The sequence below is a fragment of the Mycobacterium sp. MOTT36Y genome, from assembly GCF_000262165.1.
In the GTDB taxonomy this organism is placed as follows: Bacteria; Actinomycetota; Actinomycetes; order Mycobacteriales; family Mycobacteriaceae; genus Mycobacterium; species Mycobacterium intracellulare.
The window spans coordinates 4,617,027-4,642,920 of the sequence record NC_017904.1 but is presented as its reverse complement, the minus strand read 5'-3'; the positions used below and the strand labels follow the sequence as shown (position 1 = coordinate 4,642,920).

25 protein-coding genes are annotated in these 25,894 nt (G+C 68.9%); 17 read left to right on the top strand and 8 right to left on the bottom strand.

The window, feature by feature from the left end:
• The first annotated feature begins 249 nt into the window (after positions 1-249).
• Entirely contained in the window at positions 250-747 is a 498-nt protein-coding gene (locus tag W7S_RS21115) for a GreA/GreB family elongation factor (RefSeq protein ID WP_008260175.1), read from the top strand.
• Positions 748-755: 8 nt separating this feature from the next.
• The gene (locus tag W7S_RS27225; RefSeq protein WP_014381054.1) at positions 756-902 is read left to right on the top strand and encodes a hypothetical protein; all 147 of its coding nucleotides are present in this window, start codon (positions 756-758) and stop codon (positions 900-902) included.
• A gap of 25 nt (positions 903-927) precedes the next feature.
• On the opposite strand, the gene W7S_RS21110 is transcribed toward W7S_RS27225, so the two are convergent.
• Positions 928-1,230: a WhiB family transcriptional regulator gene (locus tag W7S_RS21110; RefSeq protein WP_008260171.1), complete on the bottom strand. Its 303-nt coding sequence runs from the start codon at positions 1,228-1,230 to the stop codon at positions 928-930.
• A 363-nt stretch (positions 1,231-1,593) separates the two neighbouring features.
• On the opposite strand from W7S_RS21110, the gene W7S_RS21105 reads away from it, so the two are divergent.
• The 3 genes from W7S_RS21105 (at position 1,594) to W7S_RS21095 (ending at position 3,694) form a co-directional block, all read left to right on the top strand.
• The gene (locus W7S_RS21105) at positions 1,594-2,424 is read left to right on the top strand and encodes a hypothetical protein (RefSeq protein WP_008260168.1); all 831 of its coding nucleotides are present in this window, start codon (positions 1,594-1,596) and stop codon (positions 2,422-2,424) included.
• A gap of 90 nt (positions 2,425-2,514) precedes the next feature.
• Positions 2,515-3,093 carry a sigma-70 family RNA polymerase sigma factor gene (locus W7S_RS21100; RefSeq protein WP_014381051.1) on the top strand — a complete coding sequence of 193 codons (579 nt, stop codon included), beginning with the start codon at positions 2,515-2,517 and terminating at the stop codon, positions 3,091-3,093.
• Positions 3,080-3,694: an anti-sigma-D factor RsdA gene (locus tag W7S_RS21095; protein WP_014942862.1), complete on the top strand. Its 615-nt coding sequence runs from the start codon at positions 3,080-3,082 to the stop codon at positions 3,692-3,694. Before W7S_RS21100 ends, W7S_RS21095 begins: the two co-directional genes overlap by 14 nt.
• Here W7S_RS21095 and W7S_RS21090 read toward each other — a convergent pair.
• Positions 3,688-4,101 carry a DUF5319 domain-containing protein gene (locus W7S_RS21090; protein WP_007773416.1) on the bottom strand — a complete coding sequence of 138 codons (414 nt, stop codon included), beginning with the start codon at positions 4,099-4,101 and terminating at the stop codon, positions 3,688-3,690. The two genes, W7S_RS21095 and W7S_RS21090, sit on opposite strands and share 7 nt — an antisense overlap.
• A gap of 221 nt (positions 4,102-4,322) precedes the next feature.
• On the opposite strand from W7S_RS21090, the gene guaB reads away from it, so the two are divergent.
• From guaB to W7S_RS21075, 3 genes are all read left to right on the top strand, one after another.
• Entirely contained in the window at positions 4,323-5,918 is a 1,596-nt protein-coding gene (gene guaB, locus W7S_RS21085; protein ID WP_014712315.1) for an IMP dehydrogenase, read from the top strand.
• 7 nt (positions 5,919-5,925) lie between these two features.
• Positions 5,926-7,053 carry a GuaB3 family IMP dehydrogenase-related protein gene (locus tag W7S_RS21080; protein WP_014712314.1) on the top strand — a complete coding sequence of 376 codons (1,128 nt, stop codon included), beginning with the start codon at positions 5,926-5,928 and terminating at the stop codon, positions 7,051-7,053.
• 121 nt (positions 7,054-7,174) lie between these two features.
• The gene (locus W7S_RS21075) at positions 7,175-8,923 is read left to right on the top strand and encodes a GMC family oxidoreductase (protein ID WP_014712313.1); all 1,749 of its coding nucleotides are present in this window, start codon (positions 7,175-7,177) and stop codon (positions 8,921-8,923) included.
• A gap of 50 nt (positions 8,924-8,973) precedes the next feature.
• Here W7S_RS21075 and W7S_RS21070 read toward each other — a convergent pair whose 3' ends face one another.
• Entirely contained in the window at positions 8,974-9,876 is a 903-nt protein-coding gene (locus W7S_RS21070; RefSeq protein WP_014712312.1) for a TauD/TfdA family dioxygenase, read from the bottom strand.
• Between the two features lie 60 nt (positions 9,877-9,936).
• On the opposite strand from W7S_RS21070, the gene W7S_RS21065 reads away from it, so the two are divergent.
• On the top strand, positions 9,937-10,512 hold the full coding sequence (locus tag W7S_RS21065) for a TetR/AcrR family transcriptional regulator (RefSeq protein WP_008260139.1): 576 nt from the start codon (positions 9,937-9,939) through the stop codon (positions 10,510-10,512).
• Here the strand turns inward: W7S_RS21065 and W7S_RS21060 are convergent.
• The 3 genes from W7S_RS21060 to W7S_RS21050 form a co-directional block, all read right to left on the bottom strand.
• A complete protein-coding gene (locus W7S_RS21060; protein WP_008260137.1) occupies positions 10,506-12,872 on the bottom strand; it encodes a glycoside hydrolase family 65 protein in 2,367 nt (788 codons plus the stop codon). The two genes, W7S_RS21065 and W7S_RS21060, sit on opposite strands and share 7 nt — an antisense overlap.
• The gene (locus tag W7S_RS21055; protein WP_369751696.1) at positions 12,869-13,666 is read right to left on the bottom strand and encodes a beta-phosphoglucomutase family hydrolase; all 798 of its coding nucleotides are present in this window, start codon (positions 13,664-13,666) and stop codon (positions 12,869-12,871) included. The genes W7S_RS21060 and W7S_RS21055 overlap by 4 nt, the downstream gene beginning before the upstream one ends.
• Positions 13,667-13,812: 146 nt before the next feature.
• Entirely contained in the window at positions 13,813-15,405 is a 1,593-nt protein-coding gene (locus tag W7S_RS21050) for a PPE domain-containing protein (protein ID WP_014712311.1), read from the bottom strand.
• Between the two features lie 268 nt (positions 15,406-15,673).
• On the opposite strand from W7S_RS21050, the gene guaA reads away from it, so the two are divergent.
• From guaA to W7S_RS21030, 4 genes are all read left to right on the top strand, one after another.
• On the top strand, positions 15,674-17,266 hold the full coding sequence (guaA, locus tag W7S_RS21045) for a glutamine-hydrolyzing GMP synthase (RefSeq protein WP_085976519.1): 1,593 nt from the start codon (positions 15,674-15,676) through the stop codon (positions 17,264-17,266).
• Between the two features lie 179 nt (positions 17,267-17,445).
• The gene (locus W7S_RS21040; protein WP_014712309.1) at positions 17,446-18,651 is read left to right on the top strand and encodes a DUF1214 domain-containing protein; all 1,206 of its coding nucleotides are present in this window, start codon (positions 17,446-17,448) and stop codon (positions 18,649-18,651) included.
• On the top strand, positions 18,648-19,793 hold the full coding sequence (locus tag W7S_RS21035; RefSeq protein WP_014712308.1) for a sulfotransferase: 1,146 nt from the start codon (positions 18,648-18,650) through the stop codon (positions 19,791-19,793). The genes W7S_RS21040 and W7S_RS21035 overlap by 4 nt, the downstream gene beginning before the upstream one ends.
• Positions 19,780-20,460, top strand: coding sequence for a TetR/AcrR family transcriptional regulator (locus W7S_RS21030; RefSeq protein WP_008260120.1), 681 nt, complete (start codon positions 19,780-19,782; stop codon positions 20,458-20,460). Before W7S_RS21035 ends, W7S_RS21030 begins: the two co-directional genes overlap by 14 nt.
• Here W7S_RS21030 and W7S_RS21025 read toward each other — a convergent pair.
• Positions 20,405-20,980 (bottom strand): carboxymuconolactone decarboxylase family protein, encoded by a 576-nt coding sequence (locus W7S_RS21025; protein WP_014712307.1) that lies wholly within the window; start codon positions 20,978-20,980, stop codon positions 20,405-20,407. The two genes, W7S_RS21030 and W7S_RS21025, sit on opposite strands and share 56 nt — an antisense overlap.
• A 9-nt stretch (positions 20,981-20,989) precedes the next feature.
• Positions 20,990-21,802, bottom strand: coding sequence for an SDR family NAD(P)-dependent oxidoreductase (locus W7S_RS21020; RefSeq protein WP_008260117.1), 813 nt, complete (start codon positions 21,800-21,802; stop codon positions 20,990-20,992).
• An 85-nt stretch (positions 21,803-21,887) separates the two neighbouring features.
• Here W7S_RS21020 and W7S_RS21015 point away from each other — a divergent pair, with 85 nt between their 5' ends.
• The 4 genes from W7S_RS21015 (at position 21,888) to W7S_RS21000 (ending at position 25,863) form a co-directional block, all read left to right on the top strand.
• Complete coding sequence (locus W7S_RS21015) at positions 21,888-22,892, top strand: NAD-dependent epimerase/dehydratase family protein (RefSeq protein ID WP_008260115.1); 1,005 nt, start codon at positions 21,888-21,890, stop codon at positions 22,890-22,892.
• Positions 22,889-23,485, top strand: a complete 597-nt coding sequence (locus W7S_RS21010; protein WP_014712306.1) for a TetR/AcrR family transcriptional regulator — start codon at positions 22,889-22,891, stop codon at positions 23,483-23,485. Before W7S_RS21015 ends, W7S_RS21010 begins: the two co-directional genes overlap by 4 nt.
• Entirely contained in the window at positions 23,482-24,681 is a 1,200-nt protein-coding gene (locus W7S_RS21005; protein ID WP_008260112.1) for a cytochrome P450, read from the top strand. Before W7S_RS21010 ends, W7S_RS21005 begins: the two co-directional genes overlap by 4 nt.
• Positions 24,682-25,182: 501 nt before the next feature.
• On the top strand, positions 25,183-25,863 hold the full coding sequence (locus tag W7S_RS21000; protein ID WP_008260111.1) for a hypothetical protein: 681 nt from the start codon (positions 25,183-25,185) through the stop codon (positions 25,861-25,863).
• Positions 25,864-25,894: the final 31 nt, after the last annotated feature.

Here is a 25,894-nt window from a genome sequence, read left to right as displayed (position 1 = left end):
CTGCGGATGCGAATCGTTCATTCGACGGCCGGCCGGGCCGTGCGGCGGCGATGACATTGTCGGGGCTCGACAACGAGCCCCCTCCCCGTTGTCCGGTGGGGGCAAGCGCCGGCGCGACGGGTCACGCGACCATGGAATCAGCGACGGACGAAGACTTCGCCCCCCGGGCGACCCGAGTCGTCAGGGGCGGTGCACCGGCCCGCCCGCCCCTGGCGGCAACCCCTCCGACACGAAAGGACGCCACGCGCCATGACCACCATCCAGCGCATCCGGATGACGCCTCAGGACTACACCCGATTGCACGACGAACTGGCCGGGCTGCGTTCGCGCCGCGGGGCCGAGGTTCCCGACGACCTCATGGACTACAACCCGAATCGCCGTGCGCGCCAGTCCGTGTGGCGCGCGCGCATCTGCGAGATCGAGGGCCTGCTGTCCCACGCGGTCGTCGTCGGCGAAGGGGCGGCCTTTGACCCCGTCGCCGAAGCGGGCATGGTGTTGACCATCCGCTACGACGACACCGGCGAGACGGAGACGCTTCTGCTCGGCCGGCCGTGCCCCGAGGCCGCCGGCATCAAGGCCTATTCGATGGCGTCCCCGCTGGGTCGCGCGATTGCCGGCGCCCGCCCCGGCGACCAGCGTTTCTACGCCATCCCGGGTGGGACGGGGCGGTCCGTGACGGTGCTGAGGGCCCTGCCGTACGAAATGCATGCGGCGAAAAGCCTTGGGCCACAGGTGGTCTTGCGATGATGCAGACGATGGAAGCAACCATGCCCGCGGAGAAGGCGAAATCGCTGTTCACCCAGCGTGATTCGGCGCACGTTCCGGACAAGCAGATCCACCGCTGGGAAGGCGAGGGTGGCGCGGAGTACCTGCCCAGGTCGCGTCGACGGCCGGAATACTAGGCCGCCGCCCGCGAAGGACGATCGGTCAGGCGCTGCGGCGGATGCCGCGGCCGAGGTCACCCTTGAGCAGGAGGTCGCGCTCGGATTCCGACAGGCCGCCCCACACCCCATAGGGCTCGCCGACTTCGAGGGCGTGCGAACGGCATTCCTGGATCACCGGGCATTGCCGGCACATTTCCTTGGCGCGTTGCTCGCGTTGCATGCGGGCGCGCCCGCGCTCGCCGTCGGGGTGGAAGAACATTGCTGAGTCAACGCCGCGGCACAAGCCCTGCAGTTGCCAATTCCAGATGTCGGCGTTGGGTCCAGGTAGCTGCTCCGGCTGTGGCATTGGTTCGTTCCCTCTCTGCACGGCCCGCCCACGTGCGGTCGGGTTCGCGAAAGCGATTGTGTGCAACTTAAATTAAGCGGAGTGGAGTCCCCGATGACTACCCGTCGTGTGTAGACGTTAGGGGCGACGGTGAATTTCCGTCAATAGCCACTTAGCCCGGCAAAGTATGTGTCCTTTGGTGCAAAATTAACGTTGCGTTCATCTCGAATGAAATGGCGCCTCCGACGGGGCGCTACCAGGCGGTTGTCCGAAACGTGATTTCCCAGCTCAGCGCCGACCGCGCCCGCGGGCCGAATTTATCCATGGGCTATAGTGATTAACTGTTCGGTAACAGGAAGACCACAAACTGTTTACTACATCATTGTGATTGAAACTCGTCACACTTCCTTGATTGGGCGGCGGTTGGCCGACGCCGCGTTCGGAGACGGGCCCGGCGACTGGCCGCTGCCGTCGGCGACGACGCCGGCGCAACTGTGGCTGCGCGCCGTCGCGGCCGGGGGACAGGGGCGCTACGGCGCCGCGCAGCGCGACCTCGCGGCGCTGCGGCGCGCCGCGCCGGCCGGCCGGCTGGCCTCGCTGGGCATGAGCACGCAGGGATCGTTCCTGCGCCAGCTCGGTTGGCACACCGTCGCGCGACGCTGGGACGGGCGCGCCCTGGCGCTGGCCGGCGCCGATCCCGAGGCGGGCGCCGACGCCCTGATCGGGCTGGCGGCCGACGCGCTGGGCGTGGGGCGTTTCGCGGCCGCGGCGGCGCTGCTGGCGCGCGCCGACCCGCTACTGGCAGCCACGGACCCCAAAACGCCCGTGCCCGACCGGATTCCGGTGCGCCGGCGGTGGGTGGCCGCCGAACTCGCGATGGCCCGCGGCGAGGGTGACGTCGCCGTCCGCCATGCCGGCGAGGCGGCGGAGCTGGCGGCGGCCATGAGCGTCCCGTCGGCCCGGCACCGAGTCAAGAGCGAGGTGGTGCTGGCCGCCGCGCTGTGCAGTGCGGGAAACATCGAGCGCGCCCGCGCGGTCGCGGACGCCGCGCTGCAGACCACCGGCCGGTTAGGTCTGCTCCCGTTGCGTTGGGCGTTGGCGTGCTTGCTGATCGATATCGAAAGCGTCACGTTTTCGGCACAGCAACTGCACGAAATCCGGGATGTCTGCGCAGGCCAGGTGCGGCACGCCGGTGGAACGTGGCGTTCCGCTTGAATCGGGCCCCCGCCCGTTATTGTCATTTCGTTAGTTAGCCCAGTTGGCCCGCGATGTGTCCGGTTCGTAACGTTAGGGATATCACCGTCGATGACAATTCCAGCAGGGGAACGTCTCGATGCCGTGGTCGCCAAGGCCGTCACCGGAGACCACGGCGCGCTGAGGGAGGTGCTGGAGACCATCCGTCCGATCGTCGTGCGATATTGCCGGGCCCGCGTCGGCACGGTCGATCGGGGTGGCCTGTCAGCGGATGACGTGGCGCAGGAGGTGTGCTTGGCGACCATCACGGCGCTGCCCCGCTATCGCGATCGCGGACGCCCCTTCCTCGCGTTCCTCTATGGCATCGCGGCCCACAAGGTCGCCGACGCCCATCGGGCCGCCGGTCGTGACCTCGCCTATCCCACCGAATCGATTCCCGAACGGTGGTCGCCCGACGCGGGGCCCGAACAGCTTGCCATCGAAGCCGATTCGGTGAGCCGGATGAGCGAACTGCTCGAAATCCTGCCCGCCAAGCAGCGCGAGATCTTGATCCTGCGCGTCGTCGTCGGCCTGTCCGCCGAGGAGACCGCGGCCGCGGTCGGCAGCACCACGGGGGCGGTCCGAGTTGCCCAGCACCGCGCGTTGTCGCGGTTGAAGTCCGAGATGATTGCGGCAGGTGACTGTGCCTGAATCCCTGGATGAATTCGCCCGCACAGACCTGCTCCTCGATGCGCTGGCCCAGCGCCGGCCGGTGAGCGTCGAGGACCCCGACGTCGACGTGCTGACCACGATGCTCGAGGACTGGCGCGACAACCTGCGATGGCCGCCGGCCAGCGCGCTGGTGACGCCCGAGGAGGCCGTCAACGCGCTGCGGAAAGGACTGGCCGAGCGCCGGCGGGGCCGTCGCGGCCTGACCGCCATCGCCTCGGTCGCCGCCGCGCTGATCGCGCTCAGCGGTTTCGGGGCCATGGTGGTAGAGGCCCGTCCCGGCACCCCCCTGCACGGGCTGCACGCGATGTTCTTCGACCAACCGCGGGTCCACGAAAAGCAGGAAATGCTGGCCGCCAAGGCCGACCTGGCCAAGGTGCAGGAATCGATCGACCGCGGCGAGTGGGAGCAGGCCAAGAATCAGCTGACCGACGTGAGCAGTTTGGTGCAGTCGATCGACGACCCCGTCGCCAAGCGGGAGCTGATGAATCAGCTGAAGCTGTTGAACGCCAAGGTCGAATCGCGCAACCCGAACGCGACGCTGCCCTCGTCGGCGGCTACGCCGGGTGCGCCCAATCAGTGACGGCGGTGGAAGCCGTCGGCGTCTGACGTCGCCTCGTTGAGCGAGGCGTCGGCGTAGCCCCGGCAGTAATCCCACGTGACGTAGGCGTCCGGCTCGGGGTCATAGGCGGGCTCGTGCGGGCGCACGGTGCCGTCGATCAACAGCTGCAGCAGGTTGGCCCGCAGCATGTCCCAGTCGTGGTAGTGATCCTGCTGACACTCGTCGCAGCAGACGACGAGCCCGCGAATGCCTTTGTGCGCCAGCAACGCTTCGTACACCGCCAGATCCGCGAGGTCGGCCTCGACGGCCATCCGCTCCTGCTGATCCAGGGGCTGGCCCGGCTCGACGGCTTCCAGTGCCGCCGACGGATCACAGGGGTCGTCGGCGAAAGGATCGGGCGGCAAACCCGGTGGGAGGTGGTCGCGCACGCCCCTAGCCTACGCAGCCCGGTCGGGATAACGCCAGCAGGGAGCTGCCCGCCGTTCCCGTTCCGTTCGGGGTGTGCGGCGCGCCCCGAGCAAGCGAACTCTCACGCTGTGCCCGATTGGCCGGCTTCCTCCTCGCGCCGTCCCGGCGCGCATCGTCACCCGGCGAAGGGGAGCCGATAGGATGGGTTTTCTCACGCCGCATCGTATGGAGGGCCCCACTGATGACCCGTGGCACGTCCCACCTGGAAGCCAGCTCTGACCTCGTCGGCAGTCCGTATGTGCGGGTCGGCGGCCTGGTCGATGACCCGGTGCCCACGGGGGGCGACAACCCGCACAAGATCGCGATGCTGGGGCTGACCTTCGACGACGTCCTGTTGCTGCCCGCGGCCTCCGACGTGGTCCCCGCCACCGCCGACACGTCCAGCCAGCTCACCAAGAAGATCAGGCTCAAGGTGCCGCTGGTGAGCTCGGCGATGGACACCGTCACCGAGTCGCGGATGGCGATCGCGATGGCGCGCGCCGGCGGCATGGGTGTGCTGCACCGCAACCTGCCGGTCGCCGAACAGGCCGGCCAGGTCGAGATGGTGAAGCGCTCCGAGGCGGGCATGGTCACCGATCCGGTCACCTGCCGCCCGGACAACACGCTGGCTCAGGTCGACGCCCTGTGCGCGCGGTTCCGCATCTCCGGGCTGCCGGTGGTCGACGAGTCGGGCGCGCTCGTCGGCATCATCACCAACCGCGACATGCGGTTCGAGGTCGACCAGACCAAGAAGGTCGCCGAGGTGATGACCAAGGCCCCGCTGATCACCGCGCAGGAGGGGGTGTCCGCCGACGCGGCGCTGGGCCTGTTGCGGCGCCACAAGATCGAGAAGCTGCCGATCGTCGACGGCCACGGCCGGCTGACCGGGCTGATCACCGTCAAGGATTTCGTCAAGACCGAACAGCACCCGCTGGCCACCAAGGACAGCGACGGCCGGCTGCTGGTCGGCGCCGCCGTCGGCGTCGGCGGCGACGCCTGGGTGCGGGCGATGATGCTAATCGACGCCGGGGTGGACGTGCTGATCGTGGACACCGCGCACGCGCACAACCGGCTGGTGCTCGACATGGTCGGCAAACTCAAGGCCGAGGCAGGCGACCGCGTCGAGGTGATCGGCGGCAACGTCGCCACCCGGTCGGCGGCCGCCGCGCTGGTCGCCGCCGGCGCCGACGCCGTGAAGGTGGGCGTGGGGCCGGGGTCGATCTGCACCACCCGGGTGGTGGCGGGCGTCGGCGCGCCGCAGATCACCGCGATCCTGGAGGCCGTCGCCGCGTGCGGGCCGGCCGGGGTGCCGGTGATCGCCGACGGCGGGCTGCAGTACTCCGGCGACATCGCCAAGGCCCTGGCCGCGGGGGCGTCGACCGCCATGCTGGGCTCGCTGCTGGCGGGCACCGCCGAGGCGCCCGGCGAGCTGATCTTCGTCAACGGCAAGCAGTTCAAGAGCTACCGCGGCATGGGGTCGCTGGGGGCTATGGCGGGCCGGGGCTCCGGGACCGGAAAGTCGTACTCCAAGGACCGCTACTTCGCCGACGACGCGCTCTCCGAGGACAAGCTGGTGCCCGAGGGCATCGAGGGCCGGGTGCCGTTCCGCGGCCCGCTGTCCTCGGTGATCCACCAGCTGACCGGCGGTCTGCGCGCGGCGATGGGGTACACCGGATCGTCGACCATCGAGGAACTGCAGCAGGCCCAGTTCGTCCGGATCACGGCGGCCGGGCTGCGGGAAAGCCACCCGCACGACGTCGCGATGACGGTCGAAGCCCCCAACTACTACGCGCGCTGAGGCCCAGATGGTCGAGATCGGGATGGGCCGCACCGCCCGTCGCAGCTATGAACTGAGCGAAGTCAGCATCGTGGCGTCCCGGCGCACCCGGTCGTCGCAGGACGTGTCGACCGCCTGGCAGCTCGACGCCTACCGGTTCGAGATCCCGGTGCTGGCGCATCCGACCGATGCGCTGGTGTCGCCGGAGTTCGCGATCGAGCTGGGCCGCCTCGGCGGGCTGGGCGTGCTCAACGGCGAGGGGCTGATCGGCCGGCACGCCGATGTCGAGGCCAAGATCGCCCAGCTGGTCGAGGCCGCCAGCAAGGAGCCCGAACCCTCGGCGGCGATCCGGCTGCTGCAGGAATTCCATGCCGCCCCGCTGAACCCGGACCTGCTGGGCTCGGCCGTCGCCCGTATCCGGGAGGCCGGCGTCACCACCGCGGTGCGGGTCAGCCCGCAAAACGCCCAGGCGCTCACCCCGGCGTTGCTGCAGGCCGGCATCGACCTGCTGGTCATCCAGGGCACCATCGTCTCGGCGGAGCGGGTCGCCAGCGACGGCGAGCCGCTGAACCTGAAGACGTTCATCTCCGAGCTCGACGTGCCGGTGGTCGCCGGCGGCGTGCAGGACCACCGCACCGCGCTGCACCTGATGCGCACCGGCGCCGCCGGCGTCATCGTCGGCTACGGCGCCACCCGGGGCGTGACCACCAGCGACGAGGTGCTGGGCATCAGCGTGCCGATGGCCACCGCGATCGCCGACGCCGCCGCCGCGCGCCGCGAATACCTCGACGAGACCGGCGGCCGGTACGTGCACGTGCTGGCCGACGGCGACATCCACACCTCGGGAGAGTTGGCGAAGGCCATCGCCTGCGGCGCCGACGCGGTGGTGCTGGGCACCCCGCTCGCCGAGTCCGCCGAGGCGCTCGGCGAGGGATGGTTCTGGCCGGCCGCGGCCGCCCACCCGTCGCTGCCGCGCGGGGCGCTGCTGCAGATCGCCGTCGGTGAACGCCCGCCGCTGCGGCAGGTGCTGGGCGGACCGTCCGACGACCCGTTCGGCAGCCTCAACCTGGTCGGCGGCCTGCGCCGGTCGATGGCCAAGGCCGGCTACTGCGACCTCAAGGAATTCCAGAAGGTCGGGCTGACCGTCGGTAGCTGACTCGTCATCGGCGAGTGCCCGGCCAGCCGGGCGCCGGACGCCGACCGCCCGGCCGGCCGGGCGCCCGCGCATCGGCGGAGGCCGCTGGTTTGTTACCCGCGAGTAAGGCCATACTGGTGCGATGAAGCCGGATTACGACGTACTGATCATCGGTTCGGGTTTTGGGGGCAGCGTCAGCGCGTTGCGGCTGACGGAAAAGGGCTACCGCGTCGGCGTCCTCGAGGCCGGACGCCGGTTCGCCGACGAGGATTTCGCCGAGACGTCCTGGGATCTGCGCAAGTTCCTATGGGCGCCGAAGCTGGGTTGCTACGGCATCCAGCGCATCCACCCGCTGCGCAACGTGCTGATCCTGGCCGGCGCCGGCGTGGGCGGCGGCTCGCTGAACTACGCCAACACGCTGTATGTGCCGCCCGAGCCGTTCTTCAAAGACCAGCAGTGGTCGCACATCACCGACTGGCGCGACGAGCTGATGCCGCACTACGACCAGGCGCGACGCATGCTGGGCGTGGTGGAGAACCCGACCTTCACCGATGCCGATCGCGTCGTCAAGGAGGTCGCCGACGACATGGGCTGCGGTGACACGTTCGTGCCGACGCCGGTCGGGGTGTTCTTCGGCCCCGACGGCACCAAGGCGCCGGGCAAGACCGTGCCGGACCCCTACTTCGGCGGAGCCGGACCCGAGCGCACCGGCTGCCTGGAGTGCGGCTGCTGCATGACCGGGTGCCGCTACGGCGCCAAGAACACCCTGCTGAAGAACTACCTCTATCTCGCGGAATCGGGTGGGGCGCAAGTCATTCCGATGACGACGGTGAAGCGGTTCGAGCAGCGGCCCGACGGGCTGTGGGAGGTCCGCACGGTGCGCACCGGCAGTTGGCTGCGCCGCGACCGGCGCACCTACACCGCCAAGCACCTGATCCTGGCCGCCGGGACGTGGGGCACCCAGCACCTGCTGTTCAAGATGCGCGACGAGGGCCGGCTGCCCCGGCTCTCCAACCGCCTCGGCGTGCTGACCCGCACCAACTCCGAGTCCATCGTCGGGGCCGGGCGCCTGGAGGTCTCTCCGGATCTGGACCTCACCCACGGGGTGGCGATCACGTCGTCGATCCACCCGACGCCCGACACCCACATCGAGCCGGTCCGCTACGGCAAGGGTTCCAACGCGATGGGGCTGCTGCAGACGTTGATGACCGACGGACCCCCTGGGCCCGGAGGGCCCGATGGGACGTTCGTGCCCCGCTGGAAGCAGTTGCTGGACACCGCCCGTGCGGATCCGCGCGGAATGCTGCGGCTGCTCAACCCACGCCAGTGGAGTGAGCGGACCATGATCGCGCTGGTGATGCAGCACCTGGACAATTCGATCACGACGTTCACCAAACGCGGCAAGCTCGGCATCCGCTGGTACACCAGCAAGCAGGGCCACGGCGAGCCGAACCCGACGTGGATCCCGGTGGGCAACGAGGTCACCCGCCGCATCGCCGCCAAGATCGACGGCGTGGCCGGCGGCACCTGGGGCGAGCTGCTCAACATCCCGCTGACCGCGCACTTCCTCGGCGGCGCGGTGATCGGCGACAACGTCGACCACGGGGTCATCGACCCCTATCACCGGGTCTACGGCTACCCGACCCTGTATGTGGTGGACGGCGCGGCGATCTCGGCGAACCTGGGCGTGAATCCGTCGCTGTCCATCACCGCCCAGGCCGAGCGGGCCGCGTCGCTGTGGCCGAACAACGGCGAAAACGACCGGCGGCCTGCGCAGGGCGAGCCGTATCGCCGGCTGGATCCGATAGCGCCGGCGCACCCGCGGGTGCCCCTCTCCGCCCCGGGCGCGCTGCGCTGGTCACCGGTCGATCCGGTCAGCTCGGTCTCGTGACGATCGCGAGCGCGGCGTAGCCGGGCGCTGCGGGTCGTCACCATCGGGCGCTAGCTCGCCAGCACCTCGAGCGGTGTGCCGCTGACCACCCGGCTGCGCTCGCCGTGCACGTTGACCGGCACATCGCCCATCAAGGTGATGCGGTGCATGAGCCGGGGCTGGTCGTCGTAGTCGTCGATGGCCCGGTGCTGGGTCGCGCGGTTGTCCCACATGGCGACGTCGCCCGGCGCCCAGGCCCAGCGAATGGTGTTCTCCGGCATGGTGATTCGCCGCTGGAGTAGCTCGAGCAGCACGCTCGACTCGTGGTCGTCCAGGCCCACGAAGCCGCGCACGAAATCGCCGGCAAGCAGCGCGCGTTCACCGGTCTCCGGGTGCACCCGCACCACGGGATGTTCGGTGCGGAAGTCGGGCTTCTCGAAGGCTTGCCGAAACGCCCGCTGCGCGTCGCTCATCGACAGAACCGCCTCGGTGGACACGTAGTCGTAGCGGTTGGTGTGCAGCGCCCAGAGGTTTTCCACCAGGTGCTTCAGCGGCTCCGGCAGATGCTGGTAGGCCGCCACGGTGGAGGCCCACAGCGTCGAGCCGCCATAGGAGGGCAGGGTGACGGCCCGCAGGATCGAGGCCGCCGGGTAGTTGGCGGCGAACGTCACGTCGGTGTGCCAGCGGGTCGCCTTGCCGTACTCGGAGTCGATCGGCGTGATCACCGGCATGTGCTTGGCGGCCAGGGCGGACGCGGCCGGGTGGCCGATGGGGGTGCCCAGCAGGCGCGCGAAGTCGAGCTGCTGCTCGTCGTCCAGGTGGTGCTGGTGGCGAAAGAAGACGACCTTGTGCGTTAACAGCGCCCGGCGGATCGTCTCGACCGCGGCGTCGTCGAGGTGGCCGCCGAGGCTGACGCCGTCGATTCGGGCCCCGATGCGACTTCCCAGCTTGGTGACGGTGATTTGAGCAGTCATGTCGTGTTCCTCGAGTCAAAACGGGTGTAGTCAAGTGACTACGTTTGGTAGTGTAGTCAGATGACTACAACGTCCGCAAGAGGCCGCGGGAAACCCCCGACCGGGCGGGCGGAAGTGGCCGCGGCGATCCTGGAGGCCGCCACCGAGCTGTTCGCCGAGCGCGGCCCGGCGGCGACCTCCATCCGCGACATCGCCGCGCGGTCCAACGTCAACCACGGGCTGGTTTTCCGGCACTTCGGCACCAAGGAACAACTCGTCGGCGCCGTGCTCGACCACCTGGGGGACGACCTGAGCGCCCAGCTGGAAACCGACACCCCCGCCGAGGTGGTGCAGCGCTCCCTGGACCGCCAGATGCGGGTGATGGCCCGCACCGTGCTCGACGGCTATCCGGCGGGCCAGCTGCAGAAGCGCTTCCCCAACATCGCCACCCTGCTCGACGGGGTGCGGCCGCTCTACGACGACGAGGTCAAGGCGAGGCTCGCCGTCGCCAATGCCCTTGCCCTGCAATTCGGTTGGCGGTTGTTCGCGCCGGTCCTGCGCTCGGCGACCGGGATCGAAGAGCTGACCGACGCCGAATTGCGCGCCGCGGTGGGCGCCGAAGTGGAGCGGATGCTCGGGCCCGCCGACACTCAGTGAGGCCGCGACAGCACCCGCCGGTGCATGGGCGCGCGCCCCAGCGGCTGCTGCGGCGGCGGCAGGAGCGGCTTGCGGGGACGCACGGCGACCGTCGTCGGGGATTCGGTGCTCAGCTCGAGGTCCTCCCCGGCGTGCCGGATCGTCAGCTCGCCGCCGGGCCCGTCGCGCAGCGTGTACGTGACGTCGACGTGGTTGACGTCGATGGTGACCCGGAAGTCGCGCCACCGCAGCCGGAATCGCAACCGCGAAATCCCGTCCGGCAGAGCGGGATCCAATGACAGCACGCCCTCGTCGTCGCGCAGGCCGCCGAACCCGGCCACCAGCGCGGTCCAGGCGCCGGCGAGCGAGGCCATGTGCAGGCCGTCGCGGGTGTTGTGGTGCAGGTCGCGCAGGTCGATCAGGGCGGCCTCGTAGGCGTAGTCGTGCGCCAGCTCCAGATGCCCGACCTCGGCGCACATCACCGCCTGGGTGCAGGCCGACAGCGACGAGTCGCGCACCATGCGCGGCTCGTAGTAGTCGACGTTGCGGGCCTTCTGTTCGGGGGTGAACGCGTGGCTCTGCCAGTGCATCGCCAGCACCAGGTCGGCCTGCTTGATCACCTGCGCGGGATAGAGCCGGACGTAGGCCTCGTGCAGCAGCAGCGGATAGGTGGTGTTCTTCTCGAAGTCCCATTCGGCGTAGGTGGTGAACCCCTCGCACTGCTGATGGACCCCGAGCCCGTCGTCGTAGGGGATGTGGGCGGCGTCGGCGGCATCGCGCCACGCGGCCGCCTCCTCGGTGGTGACCCCCAGCGCCTTGGCCGCGTCGGGATGGCGGTTGCATGCGTCGGCGGCGGTGTGCAGGTTGTGCGCGGCCATCAGGTTGGTGAAGGCGTTGTCGCGGACGACCGCGGTGTACTCGTCGGGGCCGGTGACACCGTCCAGGTGCCAGACGCCGTGCCGGTCGTGATGGCCGAGCGAGAGCCACAACCGGGCGGTCTCGACCAGCACCTTCAGGCCGCAATCGGCTTCCAGCTCGTCGTCACCGGTGACGATGCGGTAGCGCTCGAAGGCCATCGCGATGTCGGCGTTGATGTGCCAGGCCGCCGTGCCGGCCGGCCAGTACGCCGAACACTCCTGCCCCCGGATGGTCCGCCAGGGGAAGGCGGCGCCCTCCAGCCCCAGTTCGGCCGCCCGCTCCTTGGCCAGATCCAGAGTGGAGGCCCGCCACTTCAGCGCGTCGGCCACCGTGTGCGGAGCGGTGTAGGTCAGCACCGGCAGCACGTAACCCTCGGTGTCCCAGAAGGCGTGCCCGTCGTAGCCGGTTCCGGTGAGTCCCTTGGCGGCGATGGCGCGGCGTTCGGCGCGGGCGCTGGCCTGCAGCAGGTGGAAGAGCCCGAAGCGCACCGCCTGCTGGGATTCGGGATCGCCCTCGACCTCGACGTCCGCGCAGTCCCAGAAGTCGTCCAGATACTTCCGCTGCGAATCCAGCAGTCCCTGCCAGCCGCTGTAGCGGCCGCCGTGCAGCGCGGCCGCGACCTGGTCGCGCAGCGCCGGACGCGAGCGCATGCTCGACCAGCCGTAGGCCAGGTATTTGACGATGCGCAGCTTTTGTCCTGCGCGCAGCCCGCAGATCACGGTGGTCCGCGCCAGGTCGGCGCGCGAATCGGTGCTGACCTCGACCCGTCCGGGGACCTCCACCTCGTGATCCATGCCAGCGGCCATCATCAGCGCGCTACTGCGGGTGCGGTGCATGAGAACCGCACCGGTATCGGTGTTTTCGTGGTCGACCTCTTCGAGCGGGTTCTCCAGGATGGCCGACACCCGCGGGTCGCCGGAGGTCTGCGGCTGGTCCTCGTTGGTGACGAGTTCGGACTGCACCGTGACCCGCACGAATTCGCCGACCGCTTCCACGACGTACTCGATGGCGGCGAGGCCGCGATGGGGCAGGGAGACGAGCCGGGTGGAGACCACGTTGACCTCTTTGCCCGCCGGCGAGCGCCAGTGCGCGGTTCTCTTCAGCGTGCCGGCGCGCAGGTCGAGAACGCGCTCGTGCGAGAGCAGTTCGCCGTAGCGCACGTCGAAGGGCTCGTCCTCGACCAGCAGCCGGATGATCTTGCCGTTGGTGACGTCGACGAGCGTCTGGCCGGCCTCCGGGTAGCCGTAGCCGGCTTCGGCGTAGGGCAGCGGCCTGATCTCGTAGAAGGAGTTCAGATAGGTGCCCGGCAGGCCGTAGGGCTCGCCCTCGTCGAGGTTTCCGCGCAGCCCGATGTGCCCGTTGGACAGGGTGAACAGGGATTCCGACTGGGCCAGCAGGTTGAGGTCAAGCTGGGTTTCGCGAACGTGCCAGGGGTCAACGGGAAACGCTTCGTCGGTGATCATGACTGCAGCAACTCGGCGAGGTCGCTGACCACCACGTCCGCGCCGTTGCGGCGTAAGTCCTCGGCTTGGCCCACTCTGTCGACACCTATCACGCACCCGAAGTTACCGGCCCGCCCGGCGGCCACCCCGGACAAGGCGTCTTCGAACACGGCCGCCGCCTCCGCGGGGACGTCGAGCAGTTGCGCCCCGCGCAGGTAGGAGTCGGGCGCCGGCTTGCCGGCGATGTGTTCCTGGCGCAGGGTGATGCCGTCCACCCGCTGCTGCACGAACCGGTCCAGGCCGGTGACCTCGAGGACGTCGCGGGTGTTGGCGCTCGAGGACACCACCGCGATGCCCAGGCCCGCGGCCGACGCCGCCTCGAGGTAGCGCCGCGAACCCTCGAAGACCTTGACGCCGTCCTGCTTGAGGACCTTCTGGAACATGTCGTTCTTGCGGTTGCCCAGGCCGTAGACGGTCTCGGCGTCATCGGGGTCATCGGGGCTGCCGTCGGGCAGTTCGATGCCGCGGCTTTCCAGAAACGACCGGACCCCGTCCTCGCGTTTCTTGCCGTCCACGTATTTGCGGTAGTCCGCGGCCGCGTCGAAGGGGACGAATTCGTCGCCGGTGCGCCGGGCCCGGTCGGACAGGTAGGCGTCGAACATCGCCTTCCACGCCTTGGTGTGCACACTGGCGGTGTCGGTGAGCACGCCGTCAAGGTCGAACAGGCAAGCGCGCACCTTTTCTGGCAGACCCAGCTCTGAACTCACCGGCGGTCCTCGCTTTCTGGTCTCGGGGGCTGGTTGACCGATACCCACTCCACCATGTCCGCCATGCGTGCCGCCAGCGTTTCGGTGCCCGCCGCCGCGGCGGGGCGGATGCCTGCGGGGACCGGCGGACGCGGTGGGCTGGCCGTAAACGCATTATCACGCTGCGCCGCAATCGATTACGTCGACAATGAACTTCACTTCCCGCTGCCGGGCGCCCCCTTGCCGTCCTCGCGGGGCCAGGTGCCCGGCATCATCGGCATGCGGGGTGCGTCGCCGAATTCGTCGGCCGCCAGGGTGGTCAGGCCCGCCGCGGCGACGGGTTCCTTGCGTGCCGTGCCGGCGAAGCCGAGGTTTCCGGCACCGCCCTGCGACGCCGTCGTCTCCGGCTCGTTCCAGTCCGGATCGACGTCGACGTTCATGTCCATGAACTCGTCGCCGTGCCCGCGCTGCCGCGCCCGCCGGCGCCGGCGATTGCGCGCCGCCTCCCGCGCCGCCGCGGCCGCGACGGCCGCGGCCGAATCGGGTTCGGGCGCCTTCCTTTTCGCGCCGGCGCCGGCGCCCGCGCCCATACCCGAACCGAACCCGATGCCGGGAGGCGCGAGGGCATAAGGAGGGGTGAAGGGGACCGCGCCCGGCGCCGGTGGGGCGGGCGGTGCCGGGCTGGTCACCGTGGCCGCCGCGGACGCGGGCGCGGGAGCGGGTGCCGGCGCGACGGCCGCGGCGGGCGCGGCGACGGGGCCCATGGCGGGTGCCGCCGGCAGGCTCGGGGGTGCGCCTGGGGCCGGGGCGGCCGGCACCGCGGCGGGCGGGGCCGGGGGCGCCGGCGCGGACAGGCCGGCAAAGCCGGCCAGCGCCCCGAAGGGGGCCGTGGCGATGAGCATCGGCAGCAACAGCAACTGGGGCTGCGTCGGGAGCCAGCTGGCGAGCTGGGCCAGGTGTGTCGGCCAGTCGAGCAGCACGAGTTGGGTGATGAACTCGAAGGCCGCCGCCGGGTTTTCCTGCAACAGGGCCCCGAACTGCTGGAAATCGGAAAACAGTTCGAGGGCCCGGACCACCCACCACATCAGGTCCCCGGGGTTGGTGTAGGCCTCGTAGGGCAGGCCGTTGAGGGTCCCCTCGACCGGATCCCAGTCGAGGCCGAACAGCCGCAGGATCTGGGCGACGAACTGGTTGAGCGGGCTGTCGAACCCGTGCTCGTGGTCGTGGTGGTCGTCGTCCTCCTCGTGGTCGTGGTGCGCGGTGGCCTCGGACTTCAGGATCGGCGGCGCGGGGTCGGTCGGCGGTACGGCCGCCACCGTCGCCGTGGAGACGGCGTCATAGGTCGCCATCGTGCCGGCGGCCTGGACCCACATCCGCGCATAGTCGGCCTCGTTGACGGCGATCGGAATGGTGTTGATCCCAAAGAAATTCGTCGCCACCAGGGCTCCGTGGACGACGTGGTTGGTGGCCAGCTCCGGCAGGGTCGGCATCGCCGCCAGCGCGGCGGCATACGCGGTGCCCGCCGCCTCGTGCTGGGCGGCCGCCGCGGCGCTGTGCGCGCTGGCCTGCGTCAACCACGCCAGGTACGGGGCGTGCGCGGCGACGTAGGATTCGGCGCTGGGCCCTTGCCACGCGCCGGCTTGCGTCGACGTCAGCAGCGCGCCGAGTTCTTCTGCGGCCGAGGCGTATTCGGCGCTCATCGAGCTCCACGCCGCCGCCGCGGCGAACAGCGACGCCGGCCCCGGGCCGCTGCTGAGCAGCGCGGAGTGCACCTCGGGCGGGGACGCCATCCACACCGGCGCGGTCATCGGCGGGCGGCCCCGTGGTCGGCCATCGGCGGGGTGATTGTGGCGGGTGACGTCGTCACGGCAACTCCTGGGCTGGGGCGGGCGTGCAGAATCGTGGACCAGTTAATTGAAAATGGTTGTCGTTATCAATACTCGGGCGCCGACCTCATGCCAAAGGCATAGAATTCGCCGCGGCGGCGCGTTACGCACCGCGTTTTCGCCGTGGGCCTCTCGGGCGGCGCCGGCGCAGGCGGCCATTAGACTCGCCTGCGTGGCCGAATCCAGGGAAATCGAGGCAACCGAGGCGGCGGGCGCGTCCGGAGCGACCGCTCGTCCGGTGCTCGTCGTGGACTTCGGGGCGCAGTACGCGCAGTTGATTGCCCGCCGGGTCCGCGAGGCGCGGGTTTTCTCCGAGGTCATTCCGCACACCGCCACGGCCGAGGACATCAAGGCCCGCGACCCAGTGGCGCTGGTGCTCTCCGGTGGGCCGTCCAGTGTCTACGCCGACGGCGCGCCCCAGATCGACCCGGCGCTGTTCGACCTCGGGGTGCCGGTGTTCGGCATCTGTTACGGGTTTCAGGCCATGGCCCAGTCGCTGGGCGGGACCGTCGCCCACACCGGCACCAGCGAATACGGCCGGACCGAGCTGAAAGTCCTTGGCGGCGAACTGCATTCGGGCTTACCGAGCGTCCAGCCGGTGTGGATGAGCCACGGCGACGCGGTCACCGCCGCGCCGGACGGGTTCGAGGTGGTGGCCAGCAGCGCGGGCGCGGCGGTCGCCGGGTTCGAGAACCGGGCTCGTCGGCTGGCCGGCGTGCAGTACCACCCGGAGGTGATGCACAGCCCGCACGGGCAGCAGGTGCTCAGCCGCTTCCTGCACGACTTCGCCGGGCTCGGCGCGGACTGGACGGCCGCCAACATCGCCGAGGCGCTGGTCGAGCAGGTGCGCGCCCAGATCGGCGATGGCCATGCGATTTGCGGGCTGTCCGGCGGCGTGGATTCCGCGGTGGCCGCCGCGCTGGTGCAGCGCGCCATCGGTGACCGGCTGACCTGTGTCTTCGTCGACCACGGGCTGCTGCGCGAGGGCGAGCGCGCGCAGGTGCAACGCGATTTCGTCGCCGCCACCGGCGCCAACCTGGTGACCGTCGACGCGGCCGACACCTTCCTCGACGCGCTCGCCGGCGTGACGAATCCCGAAGGCAAGCGCAAGATCATCGGCCGCCAGTTCATCCGGGCGTTCGAGGGCGCGGTGCGAGACATCGTGGGGGACAACGCTTCCGACGGCTCCGGCGTCGAGTTCCTGGTCCAGGGCACGCTGTATCCCGACGTGGTGGAGTCCGGTGGCGGCAGCGGCACCGCGAACATCAAGAGCCACCACAACGTCGGCGGCCTGCCCGGCGACCTGACGTTCACACTCGTCGAGCCGCTGCGGCTGCTGTTCAAGGACGAGGTGCGCGCGGTCGGGCGCGAGCTGGGCTTGCCGGAGGAAATCGTTGCGCGCCAACCGTTCCCGGGACCCGGCCTGGGCATCCGGATCGTCGGCGAGGTCACCGCGGAGCGGCTGGACACGCTGCGGCGGGCGGACTCGATCGCGCGCGAGGAGCTGACCGCCGCCGGCCTGGACACCCTGATCTGGCAGTGCCCCGTGGTGCTGCTCGGTGACGTGCGTTCGGTCGGCGTGCAGGGTGACAACCGCACCTACGGGCACCCGATCGTGTTGCGGCCGGTGACCAGTGAGGATGCCATGACCGCCGACTGGACCCGGGTCCCCTACGAGGTGCTGGAACGCATCTCGACCCGCATCACCAACGAGGTGGCCGAGGTCAACCGCGTGGTGCTGGACATCACGAGCAAGCCGCCGGGCACCATCGAGTGGGAGTAGCCGCCCGGCCGTAACGCGCCTGGCTCGCGGCGCCGCCCCATTGACAGTCCCCGCATCCGGGTGGTACTCATGGCTCAATTGAAAACAACATTTTCAATTGGTCGTGGCGCCGACGCCGGCTGGAGGACAACGTGGCCGAGCAAACCCGTGAACAGGCACAACCAGCCTGGAAGAACCCGATGGCCTGGCTGCCGCACTCGATCGCGGAGGCGGCGCTGTCACCGGGGGAGGGCCCGGCGGCCGACCTCGCCCAGGCGTGGGGGCACCTGCAGGAGCGACTGAACGCGGCCGAACAACTCGTCCGGAGCACACCGGTCAACAAGAACCGCCTCGACCATGCGTCGGGGATGCGGCACCTGATGGTGCTCCTGGCGGTCGGCACGGACATGGCGCTGCGCGCCGATCCCGACCCGGTGCTCGCCGTCAATCGCGCCAGCATGGACGACGTCGTCACCTGGGGCCTGGAATGCCCCGACTGCGTGTACCTGAACGCGAGCCTGCGCGCGGGCGAGACCTATCGGCTCTTCGGCAACCGGGGGACGGCCCGCTACGTCGGGTTGCAAACCATGGACGGAATCGCGGCCACCGCCAATTGCCTCGTCGACGACCTCGACGTCGACACGGACGGGCGCTTCGAGGCGATCCTCTCGGCCGACGAGCACGAAGGCAATTGGTTGCTCCTGGCCGGGGAGCATCCGACGCTGACCGTACGGAACTTCTTCTACGACTGGGACACCGAGGTTCCCGCGTCGCTGCGCATCGAGCGCGTCGGCGACGAAGTGGTACCCGAAGTCCGTTCGGTCGAGCTGGATACCTCGGTCGCCCAACAGCTTTACGCGCTGGGGGACTTCGTCCACGACAACCTGAAGTTCTTCCTCGACTTCGGTGCGATGCCGCCCGCCAACGGATTCATTCCCCCAATGGACATGACGGAGATGGGAGCGGCAGCCGAAAACCGGCCCGTCATCGGGCGATTCGAGCTCGAACCCGACGAGGCGCTCATCCTGGAGGTGCAACCCCCCGACGGGGTCTACTGGAGCATCTCGCTGGGTAACCCGTGGTTGGAGACGATCCACTACGGCCGCCATCAGTCCAGCCTCAACGGGCATCAGGCGGTCATCGACCCCGACGGGGTCTTCCGCGCCGTCATTTCCGCGACGGATCCCGGAGTGGCGAACTGGCTCGACACGGCCGGCCACAGCAACGGTGCGATGCTCTTGCGTTGCGTCCGAACGAAAACCGCGCCGGTGCCGGACACGCGCGTCGTGAAGGTCGACGACGTCGTGGCGGCGCTCCCGGCCGACACCACGATGACCACGTCCGCCGAACGCGCGCACGTCATCGACGCCCGCCGCCGCGCCGTACACCAAAGGTTCTACCGATGAGCTTTTCCGCTGACGCACTCGAAGACGGCGCGCGCGCCGCCACCGGGCTCGACGACTTCGGCTCGTCCTACTACCGCGAGGGCCTCGAGCGCACCGTCGATGCCCTGAACACCGAAGCCGAACTCAACGACCTCGGCCGCGTCATGCAGCACGCCACCATCAGCAACGCCCTCATCCAGCGGCTGAAGATCGTGGAGACCTACAAGCAGCACCCCGAGATCGCCGACGAGGTGGTCGAGGGCCCGGTCGTCGTCCTCGGTCTGCCGCGCACGGGCACCACCGCCCTGAGCCAATTGGTTTCTGCCGACCCACAATTCAGGTCGCTGCGGGTGTGGGAATCTCAGGCGCCCACCCCGCCGCCCGAGGCGGCCACGCAGCGCAGCGACCCGCGCATCGCGCAGGCCGCCGAGGGCATCGCGATGATCGAGCAGATGTTTCCCGACTTCCGGGCCATGAACAGTAACGAGCCCGAGGCCGCGACCGAATGCCAGGACCTGATGGGGATGAGCTTTCGCACCTTCCACTTCGACGGCGTGGTGCGCGTTCCCGGCTACGTGGAATGGTTGCTGGGAAGCGACATGCGCGAGACGTACGCCTTCCACAAGGATGTGCTCAAATTGCTGCAGTGGCATTGCAAGCCGAACCTGTGGCACCTGCGGACCCCGGTGCACATGTTCGCCCTCGACGCGTTCGTCGACGCGTATCCGAATGCGAAATTCCTGTGGAGCCACCGTGATCCGGCCAGGGTGCTGGGGTCGGTGTGCAGCCTCATCGCCTACGTCCGCAGCTGGAGCAGCGACCGAAAAGATCCCGAAGAGCTCGGCGCCGAGCAACTGGCATGGTGGGCCGAAGGCATGCGGCGGGCCATGGAATTCCGCAGGAAGTTCGGTGACGAACGGTTTGTCGACGTGTCGTTTGCCGCCCTGCAAACCGACCCGGTCGCGACCGTGGCCGACAGCTACGAAAAGCTCGGTCTGACGTTCACCGACTCGGCGCGGGCCAAGGTTCGCCAGTGGGCGGACGAACACAAGCCCGGTCACCGCGGCACCCACACCTACGACCTGGCTGACTACGGGTTGACGCCGGAACGCGTGCACGAAGCGTTCAGCGACTACATGGCCACCTACGATGCTTCGGCCTGACCGGACCGGCGGGCGCCAGAAACTCGAACCCGATCCGCAGGTACACGCCGCGATCGTGTCCGCCGCCGCCGAAGTCGTTCGGACCGAAGGGGTCCAGGCGCTGTCGGTCGCTGCGCTGCTCAGCAGGACGCAGCTGAGCACCCGGGCGTTCTACCGCCACTTCGACTCCAAGGATCAGCTGGTTGCGGCGGTGTTCCTGGAGATGGCCCGCGGTGAGGTCGCGCGGCTGCAGCAACGCATGTCGGGAGTCGATCCGGTTCGTGCGGTGTTGGCGTGGATCGCCGGCCGACTCGACCTCGCCTTCAATCAGCAGATCCGGGCGGACCTACGCCAGATGTCGATCGAGGCGCAACGCCAGATGTTCGCCGCCCCCGAAATCGTTGCTCCCGCGTACCGCGAAATACTGCACCCGCTTGTCCAAGAACTCGCGCGCGGAAGGGATCTGGGCATATTTCCCGAGATCGATCCCGATGTTGAGGCGCTCTCCATCCAGGGCGTGGTGTGGTCCAATGTCGAACGGCACTGGGCGACGGCGAGCCGGGACCCCGACCAGATCCGGGATCGCGTGCAGCGTTTCTGCCTCGGCGGCCTGGGGTTGACGCCCGAAGCGATCAGCGCTGCCCTTGCGGATGGGCAGCATCGACCTGGTCAGGGGAGTAGTCGATGACCGGGATCGATTCGCCGTACACGTCGAGCGTGTGCAGAAAGCGGTGCAGCCCCATCGTCGAGGCGCAGGTGAAGCCGAGTTCGACGATCTGGGCGGCGGTGAAATGCTCGCCCAATCGCCGATAGAACTCGTCGTCGATCGAATGATGGTCGCCCGAGAGGCGGTCCAGGAATTCCACGGCCAGTCGTTCCTGCGGCGTCAACAAGTCGTGCTGTGGTGCCAGCAGGCACGCCACGTCGTCCTCGGTGATCGACTCGTGCTTGCGTGATTGGCTGCACGGCTCGCACTCGCCCAGCTGGGCGCTGCGTATGCGCAGCAGTTCCAATATCCGGCCACCCAGCAGCGTGTCCGCTCCCAGGTGTGTTCTGGCCATATCCACCTGGGCCAATTGCGCACTGCGGTAAGCGAATATCTGCAAGGGCACCGGTGTGGCGTAGCGGCCGTCTGCCACGCCCGCCTCCACGATGCGCCGCGAAGCCGTGCTCAATCGATCCATCGGGACCGGCGCGATGCGTGGCATGGGTTCGTCCTAGCTGTTGGTGGGCCCCAGGGCGTAGGCGCCGGTCTCGGGGTGGTGGTACCAGCCACCGGCGGCGTGGGTGCCGCCGTCGACATGGATCGTCTGGCCGGTGATGTAACTGGACATGTCGGACGCGAGAAACACTGCCGCACCGGCCATCTCGTCGACCAGGCCCGCACGTCCCATCGGGACCGTGAGCCCGAACCGCTCTTCGGAGCCCGGGGGCGCCACGTGCATGATCCCTTCGGTCAAGGTGATGTCGGGGGCCAGGCCGTTGACCCGGATCCCGTGCGGCGCGAGTTCGAGGGCCGCGGTTTTGGTGTAGTTGATTACCCCGGCCTTGGCCGCCGCATAGGTGGCGTAACCCGGTGCGGCGCGGACGCCTTCGATCGAGGTGACGCTGATGATGCTGCCCGCCAGGCCCCGCTCAACCAGGCCGCGCGCGACCCGCTGGGTGCACAGGTAGACGTGGCGCAGGTTGGATTTGTACAGCGCGTCCCAGCCGTTCTCGCTGGTGTCGAGGATCGGGGACCAGAAGACGCCACCGGCATTGTTGACCAGGATCGTGACCGGACCGAGTTCGGCCGTGGTCTGCGCCAGTGCTGCGTCGACCGCGGCGCTGTCGCGGACGTCGGCGGGGATGCCGAGCGCGCCGATCTCGGCCGCGGCCGCCGCGCACGATTCGGGGTTGCGCTCCCAGATCGCCACCTTCGCGCCAAATTTCTTCAATCCGACGGCGATGCCGCGACCGATGCCCGCGCCGCCGCCGGTGACGACGGCGACACGGTCGGTCAAAAGGATGCTTGCCGGATCGAGCGCCATGGACTAATCATAGAGTAATAGCAAGTCAAGCGTTACGATTTTTACTTGATCTGTTGCATATGTAGTCAGGGGAAGGGGCGCCGCCATGGGCAACACCATCTTCGTCACCGGTGCCACCGGCCAGACCGGCGGCAACGTCTGCGAACAGCTGATCGAGCGCGGGGACCACGTCCGCGCGCTGGTTCGCAACCCGGACGAGGCCGCGGCGCTGGCCGCCATCGGCGTCGAATTGGTCAAGGGCGATATCAGCAACGCCGACGACGTGCTTCGCGCGGCCAAGGGCGCCGAGGCGGCGATCCACTGCGCGGCGCTGCTGGGCGGGGCCAGTCAGGACCTCGAGGATTTCAAAGCGGTCAACATGATCGGCACCACCAACGTGCTCGACGCGGCGAAAAGCCATGGCATGCGTCGGGTCGTCGCCCTGAGCACGGCCACGTTCATCGATTTGAGCACGGACCTCGACTTCGAAGAGGCTCCCGTTCTGCAGCACCCGCCCGACGACCCCTATACGGTCACCAAGCTCGCCGCGTTCCTCGAGGCGCACCAACGTGCCGCCGCCGGCGAGGACGTGCTGACCTGTCACCCCGGCGCGATCTTCGGGCCGGCGCCGGTGGTGGAGCGGGCCCTGCACCGGACCAGCTTCAACCGGGTGCTGTTGGCCGGCATGCGCGGAAAGATCAAGCGCTATCTCGCGTTTCCCGTGACGTGGGTGGCGGGCAGGGACGTCGCGAAGGGCTCGATCGCGGCGTTGGACCGTGGGGTGGCCGGTGAGCGCTATCTGTTGATCGGCCAGCCACAGGACACCGTCAGCACCGCCGCGGGCATCAACCGGGCCTGCGAGATCGCCGAAATCGAGCACCGCGTCGAAGATCTCGATTATCGGTCGGATCCGCAAGCGTTGACGGCAGAGTTCGGACCGACCTTGATGGCCATCGCCGAGGCCGCGGCCAAGGACGTGCGCAAGCCCAGAGCCGACGACAACCTGACCACCAGGCGGCTGGGCTACGACCCGATGTCCTTCGACGACGGGCTGCGCCTGCTGATCCCCTGGCTGCGCGAACTCGGCCGGCTCGATCCGGTGGCCGCATGAAAGCGTCGACAGCCGAAACGCGCCGATCAGGTTCCGAGCACGGCGATCTGGGCGATCGGATACTCGACGCCGCGCGACGGCTCGTGTTGCGGACGGGCGCCCGGAAATTGTCGTTGTCGGACGTGGCGGCGCTGGCGGGGGTATCCCGGCCGACGATCTACCGCTACTTCGACTGCAAAGAGGATCTCCTCGACGCGCTGGGAAAGCAGGAGTACCGGCGCTTCAGCACCGCAATGGAAAGGGCGATGATCGGGGTGACCGGAGTCGCGCGACTGGAAGCCGCGATCGACGTCGTGGCGACGTTCGTCGAGGAGCAGCCACCCGGGCGTCAGCTCGACTTGGAGCCCGGCTTCGCCCATCAACAGATGGCCCGTGCGTTACCCATGATCATCGAAGGGCTGCTGCCCGTCTTGGAGAAATGCGCTCGCGAGGACGGCTTCGACACCGCGGTCAACAGCCGCAACCTGGCCGGGGCGATCGCGCGAATCGCGTTGAGCCACTATGTATTCCCGGACACCGACCCGGCGGTGGCCCGCCGTGAGATTCGCGCCGCGGCCGGTCTGCCCGGCGGTGGATCCAGGGGGACGCGTTGACCGCCTCGAAAGTTGTCTTTGACCCGTTTTCGAACGACTTCTTCAACGCCCCCTATGCCACCTACCGGCGCCTGCGCGACGAGGAGCCCGTCTATTACAACGAACATTACGACTTCTATGCGCTGACCCGTCACGCCGATGTCGCGGCGGCCATCAAAGACTTCGAAACATTCTCGTCCTCGCGCGGGGTCGATCTCGAGATGGTGCAGTCCGGTAATCCCGTGCCGCCCCTGATCATCATGATGGACCCGCCCCAGCACCGCCGGATGCGCAACCTGGTGAACAAGGTGTTCACGCCGCGCGCCATCGAACGCCAGCGACGGCTGGTCGTCGAACAGATCGAACGATTTCTCGCCGCGGCCGATCCCGTCGAATTCGATGTTGTGCAGGACTTTTCGGCGTTGTTTCCCGTGGAAGTGATCACCCGGCTGCTCGGCGTTCCCGCCGAGCTCCGCCAGAAGGTCCGCCTTCTCCTGGACAAGACGCTGGAGCGGGAGTACGGCAACGTCGCGACGCCCGAAGAGGGCGTTCGGGCCGGCATCGAGACCGGACTGATCTACTACAACATCATCCAAGAACGGCACGCCAATCCGCAGGACGACATGATCAGCGATCTGATCGCCGCCGAAGTCGAGCGCGACGGTGTGGCAACCAAACTCGACGACGTCGAGATCGCCGGCTTCGCTTCGATGTTGGGCGGGGCGGGCGCCGAGACGGTCACCAAGTTGGTGGGCAACGCGGTGGTCACTTTCGCCGAGCACCCAGATCAATGGCAGATGTTGCTCGACGACCGCAGCCGGATTCCCGCCGCGGTCGAGGAGTTGCTGCGGTGGGAGGCGCCCGCACAGTACCTGGTGCGGTACACCATGAAAGACGTTGAGTTGCATGGCACTACGATTCCCACCGGAAACCCCGTCCTGCTCTGTGTGGGTTCGGCCAACAGGGACGAGCGGGCGTTCACCGACGCGGATATCTTCGACATCAACCGGGACCGCAGCCAGGCGCAGAACCTGGGGTTGGGCTACGGGGTGCACAGCTGCCTGGGCGCCGCGCTGGCCCGAATGGAGAGCGCCGTCGCGCTGAACAAGCTGCTGGATCACATGCCGCGCTACGCGATCGTGCGGGAGGGGCTGCGCCGGGTTGCCATGACCAACGTCATCGGCTGGAACAACGTGCCGGTGCGTGTGCTGGGCTGAGCCGCCGCCTGCCGTTGTGGGCGATCGTCTCGTCGGCGTGCAGCTCGAACAGCTGGTGTCGGAAGCGAAGAACTCTGGCCGCGGAGGGGCGCCGCACAACATGGGTAACGGGCGCCACAGGAGTCGCTGCGCGGGCGGACAGGCGTTGTGCCCACCTCCGAGCGACAATCTCGGGTGGGCCCATGACCAGCGGAAACGTGTTGTCGCTCGGAGGTGGGCACACGCGGTGCGCCCTCCGCCAGGGTCTGGTGTGGCCGATGGGACTTGTGGGACGAGACGTGGGGCGACGCCGGCCGCCGCCGGGGCCGCCGGCGGCCGTCCCATTGACATGGTCAGCGTCGACGGAGTGGGACGCTGCCGGCGAAAAAATCACGCCCAAAAACACCATCAGCCACACCGGCACCGAGCGCATAAAGCAGCCCCTCACGTTGCTTGACGGTTGTCAGAGGGCCGGTGTTTACTTCGAACATACTTTCGAACACCCGGTGAAGGAGGCAGGTCATGACCGCGGCTTTTGCCTCCAGCCACCGCGAAGAAACCCGCGCTGAGCAGCTCGAATCGCTTCGACGGCGGATGGCGAGCATCTCCTCGAAAAAGGCCGGGCCGACCGTCCCCGACGACCTGCTGGACTCGGAGTCCCAGCTGGCGCTGCCGCAGTGGCTGGCGGACCTGCTGCCGGCGCCGCTGCCGCGGGGAACGGTGGCGGTGCTCTCGGGTGCCCGGTCGCTGTTGTTGAGCATGGTCGCCGCGGTCACGGCGGCCGGTGGCAACGCCGCGATCGTCGGCCAACCGGACATCGGGCTGCTGGCCGCCGCGGAGATGGGGGCGGACCTGAGCCGGCTCGCGGTGATACCGGATCCCGGAACCGATCCGGTCGAGGTGGCCGCGGTGCTCGTCGACGGCATGGATCTGGTGGTCCTCGGGCTGGGCGGGCGCCGGGTGCCGCCGACGCGGGCGCGGGCGGTGGTGGCGCGGGCCCGCAGCAAGGGCTGCACCCTGCTGGTCACCGGAGGCGATTGGCAGGGCGCGCCGACGCGGCTGGCGGCCCGGGTCTGTGGCTATGAGATCACCCCGCACTGGGGAACGCCCGCCCCCGGATTCGGGCGGATCAGCGGGGTGCGGCTGCAGGTCAGCGGGATGTGTGCGGGACGACGGGTGATGACCCAAGCGCGAGCGGGGTGAACTCCGGTGGTAACCCCCTCTGGTTCAAGGG

Excerpts from the sequence above, each read along its gene's own strand:
- W7S_RS21115 (WP_008260175.1), top strand. The coding sequence starts at position 250 with ATGACCACCATCCAGCGCATCCGGATGACGCCTCAGGACTACACCCGA.
- W7S_RS27225 (WP_014381054.1), top strand. The coding sequence starts at position 756 with ATGGAAGCAACCATGCCCGCGGAGAAGGCGAAATCGCTGTTCACCCAG.
- W7S_RS21110 (WP_008260171.1), bottom strand. The coding sequence starts at position 1,230 with ATGCCACAGCCGGAGCAGCTACCTGGACCCAACGCCGACATCTGGAAT.
- W7S_RS21100 (WP_014381051.1), top strand. The coding sequence starts at position 2,515 with ATGACAATTCCAGCAGGGGAACGTCTCGATGCCGTGGTCGCCAAGGCC.
- guaB (WP_014712315.1), top strand. The coding sequence starts at position 4,323 with ATGACCCGTGGCACGTCCCACCTGGAAGCCAGCTCTGACCTCGTCGGC.
- W7S_RS21080 (WP_014712314.1), top strand. The coding sequence starts at position 5,926 with ATGGTCGAGATCGGGATGGGCCGCACCGCCCGTCGCAGCTATGAACTG.
- W7S_RS21075 (WP_014712313.1), top strand. The coding sequence starts at position 7,175 with ATGAAGCCGGATTACGACGTACTGATCATCGGTTCGGGTTTTGGGGGC.
- W7S_RS21070 (WP_014712312.1), bottom strand. The coding sequence starts at position 9,876 with ATGACTGCTCAAATCACCGTCACCAAGCTGGGAAGTCGCATCGGGGCC.
- W7S_RS21065 (WP_008260139.1), top strand. The coding sequence starts at position 9,937 with ATGACTACAACGTCCGCAAGAGGCCGCGGGAAACCCCCGACCGGGCGG.
- W7S_RS21060 (WP_008260137.1), bottom strand. The coding sequence starts at position 12,872 with ATGATCACCGACGAAGCGTTTCCCGTTGACCCCTGGCACGTTCGCGAA.
- W7S_RS21050 (WP_014712311.1), bottom strand. The coding sequence starts at position 15,405 with ATGACCGCGCCGGTGTGGATGGCGTCCCCGCCCGAGGTGCACTCCGCG.
- W7S_RS21040 (WP_014712309.1), top strand. The coding sequence starts at position 17,446 with ATGGCCTGGCTGCCGCACTCGATCGCGGAGGCGGCGCTGTCACCGGGG.
- W7S_RS21035 (WP_014712308.1), top strand. The coding sequence starts at position 18,648 with ATGAGCTTTTCCGCTGACGCACTCGAAGACGGCGCGCGCGCCGCCACC.
- W7S_RS21030 (WP_008260120.1), top strand. The coding sequence starts at position 19,780 with ATGCTTCGGCCTGACCGGACCGGCGGGCGCCAGAAACTCGAACCCGAT.
- W7S_RS21025 (WP_014712307.1), bottom strand. The coding sequence starts at position 20,980 with ATGCCACGCATCGCGCCGGTCCCGATGGATCGATTGAGCACGGCTTCG.
- W7S_RS21020 (WP_008260117.1), bottom strand. The coding sequence starts at position 21,802 with ATGGCGCTCGATCCGGCAAGCATCCTTTTGACCGACCGTGTCGCCGTC.
- W7S_RS21015 (WP_008260115.1), top strand. The coding sequence starts at position 21,888 with ATGGGCAACACCATCTTCGTCACCGGTGCCACCGGCCAGACCGGCGGC.
- W7S_RS21010 (WP_014712306.1), top strand. The coding sequence starts at position 22,889 with ATGAAAGCGTCGACAGCCGAAACGCGCCGATCAGGTTCCGAGCACGGC.
- W7S_RS21000 (WP_008260111.1), top strand. The coding sequence starts at position 25,183 with ATGACCGCGGCTTTTGCCTCCAGCCACCGCGAAGAAACCCGCGCTGAG.